The organism is Streptomyces sp. NPDC054847, from assembly GCF_053610925.1.
Genome location: NZ_JBSGZJ010000465.1, coordinates 1 through 5,546, shown reverse-complemented (window position 1 = coordinate 5,546; position 5,546 = coordinate 1). Strand labels below are relative to the sequence as shown.

The window sequence follows — 5,546 nt, the reverse complement described above, 5'->3', positions numbered from 1 at the left end:
GGACCGGACCGCACGACGGACCACCGCTCCCCACACGGCCGACGCGGACTAAGAAACCGCTTGCGCGGTATGTAATTGAGGCTCGCTCGAGCCGTCGCAGCTTAGGGTGGGCGGGCGGGGGAGGTGATCAGGATCCCCGAAAAAGCTATGTCAGGCAAGGGAAGTAGACGTTCCGCAGGTGGCGGGCGGTGCACGGGAAACAGGGCGGACGGTCCTATATTGACAAACCGTCCGCCCTGTTTTTTACTCGTTGTGCTGGAGGAGTACTCGCATACATGCGCGAACAGGGGAGACGGCGTGGATATCGAGGTGCTGGGGGAGTTCGGGGTGCGGGTGAACGGGGTGTCGGTGACGCCGACGGCACCCAAGCCGCGTCAGGTGCTGGCGCTGCTGGCGCTGCACGCGGACCGGGTGGTTCCGGTGGCGTCGCTGACGGAGGAACTGTGGGGACAGTGCCCGCCGCGCAGTGCCCGCACGACACTGCAGACATACGTGCTGCAGCTGCGGGACCTGATCTCAGGGGCGCTGGCGTCGGCCGGTGACGGCAGAACCGGCGACGGCGCGCCCGGCGGGGGAGGGTCGGCGAAAGAGGTGCTGGTGACGTCCCCGGGCGGCTACGTGCTGGTGTCGGGGGGCGGGACCAGCGACGTGGGGGAGTTCGAACTGCTGGCGGGGCGCGGCTACCGGGCGATGGACGCCGGGGACTTCGCCGGGGCGGCGCGGGTGCTGCGCCAGTCCCTGGAGCTGTGGACGGGCGGGGTGCTGGCCGATGTGCAGGCCGGGGCGCTGCTGCAGATGCATGTGCGGCGGCTGGAGGAGAGCCGGCTGTGCGCGCTGGACCAGCGGATCGAGGCGGATCTGCGACTGGGCCGGCACCGTGAGGTGCTGGGCGAGCTGACGGTCCTGGTGAGCCGGTACCGCACGCACGAGAACCTGCACGGTCAGCTGATGCTGGCGCTGCACCGGTCGGGCCGGCGCAGCGAGGCGCTGGAGGTGTACCAGCGGCTGCGGGGGACGCTGGTACGGGAGCTGGGACTGGAACCGTCGGCCGCACTGCGCCGCCTGCAGCGGTCCATCCTGACCGCCCAGGCCGACACCGTCCCCGACAACCCCGCCACCCGCACGGGTGAGCGGTTGTCCCGTGTGGCCGGCTGAGGCCCGGCCAGGACGTGCAGGGGCAGGAAGGAGACTGGGGATGCAGGCCAGGTCGGAGCGGACCCGTCGCGGGCTGGTGCACGCCGGGGCGCTGATGTTCGACCGTCACGGATTCGCGCAGGCGACGCTGGGCCAGATCGCCGGTGCCGCAGGAGTGACGAAGGGGGCGCTGTACTTCCACTTCGCCTCCAAGGACGCTCTCGCCGACGCGGTACAGGAACACGGCCGGCAGGCGCTGGGCGACTTCGTCCAGGAGCAGTGGCAGGCGGGCGCCGCGCCGGTGCAGACACTCATCGACCTGACGCACTGGCTGGCCCGGATGCTGCACGAGGACCCGGTGGTACGGGCCGCGCTGCGGATCGCGAACGAGTGCGCCGGCCGGCAGCCGCCCGTCGCCGACGTCCACCGGACGTGGACCACCGAGGTGCTGCGGCTGCTGGGCCAGGCCCGCGCGGCGGGTGACCTGAACGAGGACCTGCCCGCCGAGGGCTGCGAGACGCTGCTGTCGGCGGTCGTGTGCGGGATCGGGGTCCTGGCCTGCGCCACCGTGCCCCCGCCCCGCCCCGGCGAACTCGCCGACCGGGTCACCGCCCTGTGGCAGCCCCTGCTGCCCGCCCTGGTCCCACCCGGCCACACCACCCGCTACCGCACCCGGCCCCCCGCCGGCCGAGGCGTCACGGCGGAGGCGGCGTGAAACGGCCCGCCCGCGCGGCGAAGAGACCGTAACGAGCCCCGGCAGGAACCCGGGTCCGGCCGAAACGGCGGAGACCGGCCGTGCCGCGATCCACCACCGACACCTCTGTCACCCGGCCCGGCCGGGACGACACCCCTTGGAGCCACGCCATGCCCGCGGAACGCGACAGCGCACCCCGTACCGCCCCCGCCGCACCCACCGACGACGTGGTGAGCGAGCTCGTGACCATGCTCGCCGGCGTACTGCACCTGAAACCCGAGAAGATCGACCCCGAACAGACCTTCCGGGCCATCGGCCTGGACTCGCTGCTCGTCGTGGAGTTCGTGGCCACCCTCAACGCCCGCTACGGCACCGCCGTCAAGGCCGCCGCGCTCTTCGACCACCCCACACCGCTGGCCTTCGCCCGCCATGTGGCACGCGAACTGGGCATGCCCGGCCAGGCACCCGCCTCCACCGCCTCGGCGTCCGTCCCCCCCTCCCGCACCCCCGCGGCCGCCGCGCCCGCCGGTCCCGTCCTGGACGTCCTGCGCGAGGAACTGGCCCGCATCCTGTGCTGCGACCCGTGGGACATCGACACCACGGCCGCCTTCAACCTGCTGGGCGTCGACTCCATCCTCGGCTCGGAGTTCGTGGCCGTCATCAACCGCACCTACGGCCTGCGCGAGCGGCCCGTCACGCTGTACGACCACCCGAGCCTCGCCGCGCTGGCCACCCACATCAGCGGCCTGCTGCCCACCACCCCCACCCCGGCACCCCCCGCCCCCGTCGCCGTCGCCGTGCCCGACGCGGACACGGCCGCGGGACAGGCACCCGCCGCGGCGGAGGGCCGGACCGCGGAGCTGGGCGCGCTGCTGGACGCCGTACGCGGCGGGCGGATCTCGGTCGACGAGGCCCTCGGCCTGCTGTCCGCCCGGTCCTGAAACACCCAGGGGGGATCATGGACGAACGTGAAGTGCTGACCCGGTTCAAGGCCGGCACGCTGGAACGGGCCGACGCCGTGCGGCTGCTGGTGAACGCCGGCGCGCACACCCCGGACACCGGTCCGCCGCCCCTGCCCGCCGCCCACCCGGCCGGGCCCGCGCCCGCCGCCGGGGACGGCACGGGTGTCGCCGTCGTCGGGATCGCCGGCCGGTACCCGCTCGCACCCGACCTTGAGCGCTACTGGGAGAACCTGCGCGAAGGACGCGACACCTCCTCCGCCGGTCCCTCCCACCGTCCCGGCCCCCACCCGCTCACGGCCGGCCAGCGCGCCCATTTCCTCGACGGCGCCGCCGACTTCGACCCGGCCTTCTTCGGACTGAGCGCCGACGAGGGCGCGCTGATGGACCCGCAGGAACGCATCTTCCTGGAAGTCGCCTGGGAGGCGATGGAGAACGCCGGCTGCACCGGCGCCCGCCTCGACGCCCTGACCGGACCGGACGGGCAGGGCCGCAGCGTCGGCGTGTTCGCCGCCGTCACCACCGCCGACTACACGCTCCTGGCCGCCGAGGCCTGGGCGCACGGCGGGCGGCAGATGCCGCCCAGCGGCCACTGGGGCCTGCCCGGCACCCTGCAGACACTGCTGAAACTCACCGGCCCGGGACAGGCCGTCGACGCGGCCGCCTCCTCCGGACTCGCCGCCGTGCACCTGGCCACCGAGGCACTGCGACGCGGGGAATGCGCGCTCGCCGTCGTCGGCGGGGTGGAACTGCTCCTCCACCCCTCCCGCGGACGCCACCACGCCGGCGAGGGCGCCGGAGCCGTGGTGCTCAAGCCGCTCGCCCGCGCACTCGCCGACGGCGACCGCATCCACGCCGTCGTACGCTCCACCCGCACCTGGTGCGGCCCCGGCGGCCCCTGCGCCCCCGAGGGCGACCTGCACGAGACACACCGCACGATCCTGCGCCGGGTGGGCGACGCCGGGGCGGCCACCGGCCTCGCCGCCCTGACCTCCGCCGTCCTCCAACTGCGGCACGCCACACTCGCCCCCGCCGAACCGGACGGCACGGCCCGGCCGTGGCCGCGGCCCCGCGACACCCAGGGCCGTGAACAGCCACGCCGGGCCACCGTCGAGATCGCACCGGACGGCGGACCCGCGGCCCGAACCGTCCTCGAGGAACACCTGCCACCCCCACCGCAGCCGGCACCGGACGACGACGTCCGGCCCGGCGAGCAGATCCTGCTCTCCGCGCCCACCCCCGAGCACCTGCGCGCCGACGCCGCACGGCTCGCCGACTGGCTGGCCGGCCACGAACACCGGTCCACGGACACACCCGCCGCCCTGGCCGACGTCGCCCGCGCCCTGCGCGCCGGGCGCTCCTGCCGGCCGTGCCGGATCGCCCTGCCCGCCGACGACACCGACCACCTCGTCCACCGGCTGCGGGAGTTCGCCCACACCACCGCCACACCCACCGGCCTCACCGACGCCACCGGGACACGCTTCGCCGACCTGCGCGACGCCACGCCGGACCCGCTGGGCATGGCACAGGCACCCGAGACCCGCGACTACCTCACGGCACTGTGGCGCGGCGGCCGCACCGAGACACTGACCCGGCTGTGGCTGTCCGGCCTCGACATCGACTGGGCCGCCCTGCAGCACCGGCCCGGCGCCGCCCCGCCGCCCCCACTGCCCCCCTCGGCGTTCCTGCGCCGCGAGTTGTGGCTCGGCCGGCCGCCCGAAGGGGAAGGCGCGCAAACCCGATGACCAGCCCCGCGACGGCGGACCTCCCCGAGGCCGCCCCGGGCGGAACCGAACCGGTCAAACTGTGGTTCTGCCCCAACGACGAACTCGCCCCCGTGATCGCCGCCACCCTGGCCACCCACTGGCTCGACGAACACGAACGGGAGATCGCCGCACGCTTCCTGTTCGAACGCGACCGGCGCCAGTACCTCGTCGCCCACACCCTGGTCCGGCGCGTACTCGCCCTGGAAAGCGGCGTCCCCGAGGCGGAGGCCGTCATCTGGCGCTCCTCACGCGGCCGGCCGTTCCTGCAAAAACCCGCCCAGGGACTGCCCCGCGGCGGCCGCGAACTCGACTTCAACCTGTCGCACGCCCACGGCCACAACCTGCTCGGCGTCGTCCGCCGCCACCGCATCGGGGTGGACGTGGAACGCCTCGACCGCGCCGACCGGGGACTTGCGACCATCGTGGAGACCTTCGCGGAAGAGGAACAGCGATGGGTGGCCGACGCCGCCCCCGGCCGGCCGCGCGACCGGCGCGTCCTGCGGCTGTGGACCCTGAAGGAGGCCTACGCCAAAGCACGCGGCCTCGGCCTCGGCCTCGCCTTCGACAGCTTCGCCTTCCACCTCGCCGAGGACATGGGCGTACTCGGCTTCCGCCCGCCCCCCGACGAGGCACCCGGACGATGGCGCTTCATGGAACTGGAACCCGTACCCGACGTGTTGGCCTCGGTGTGCGTGACCGCCGACACCGGCCGCTCCCAGACGCTGCACCTCTACCACGGCTTCCCCTGGAGCCGCACGGCCCACCGGCAGCTCACCCTGCCCGAACCGGCGCCGGTACCGGTGGCGACGTCCCCGCCGTGAACGACCGGGCTCGTCGGCCCACTCTCTCCTCCCCGGCCCCAAGGCCGTCCTGATGGGAGAAGCCGGGTGAACCCACGCCGCACGGCGGCCGGTCGAGCGGGACTCCGGTGCAGGACCAGCGACGCCTCCGCCGCCCGGGGCAGACTCTCCCGCAGGACCGAAAAAAAGGGGC

At 74.1% G+C, this 5,546-nt stretch carries 5 protein-coding genes; all 5 read left to right on the top strand.

Annotated features, from left to right (window positions below; all coding sequences use genetic code 11):
• The first annotated feature begins 297 nt into the window (after window positions 1-297).
• The 5 genes from ACWGH4_RS30200 (at window position 298) to ACWGH4_RS30180 (ending at window position 5,374) form a co-directional block, all read left to right on the top strand.
• Window positions 298-1,155: a BTAD domain-containing putative transcriptional regulator gene (locus ACWGH4_RS30200; protein WP_441267285.1), complete on the top strand. Its 858-nt coding sequence runs from the start codon at window positions 298-300 to the stop codon at window positions 1,153-1,155.
• A gap of 40 nt (window positions 1,156-1,195) precedes the next feature.
• Window positions 1,196-1,849 (top strand): ScbR family autoregulator-binding transcription factor, encoded by a 654-nt coding sequence (locus ACWGH4_RS30195; RefSeq protein ID WP_441267284.1) that lies wholly within the window; start codon window positions 1,196-1,198, stop codon window positions 1,847-1,849.
• Between the two features lie 80 nt (window positions 1,850-1,929).
• Window positions 1,930-2,769 (top strand): acyl carrier protein, encoded by an 840-nt coding sequence (locus ACWGH4_RS30190; protein ID WP_453466505.1) that lies wholly within the window; start codon window positions 1,930-1,932, stop codon window positions 2,767-2,769.
• A gap of 17 nt (window positions 2,770-2,786) precedes the next feature.
• Window positions 2,787-4,532: a beta-ketoacyl [acyl carrier protein] synthase domain-containing protein gene (locus ACWGH4_RS30185; RefSeq protein ID WP_453466503.1), complete on the top strand. Its 1,746-nt coding sequence runs from the start codon at window positions 2,787-2,789 to the stop codon at window positions 4,530-4,532.
• Window positions 4,529-5,374 (top strand): 4'-phosphopantetheinyl transferase family protein, encoded by an 846-nt coding sequence (locus ACWGH4_RS30180; protein ID WP_453466501.1) that lies wholly within the window; start codon window positions 4,529-4,531, stop codon window positions 5,372-5,374. Before ACWGH4_RS30185 ends, ACWGH4_RS30180 begins: the two co-directional genes overlap by 4 nt.
• Window positions 5,375-5,546 lie beyond the last annotated feature (172 nt).

Bases quoted from the DNA above. Each gene is read 5' to 3' on its own strand.
- ACWGH4_RS30185 (WP_453466503.1), top strand. From the start codon at position 2,787: ATGGACGAACGTGAAGTGCTGACCCGGTTCAAGGCCGGCACGCTGGAA.
- ACWGH4_RS30180 (WP_453466501.1), top strand. From the start codon at position 4,529: ATGACCAGCCCCGCGACGGCGGACCTCCCCGAGGCCGCCCCGGGCGGA.
- ACWGH4_RS30195 (WP_441267284.1), top strand. From the start codon at position 1,196: ATGCAGGCCAGGTCGGAGCGGACCCGTCGCGGGCTGGTGCACGCCGGG.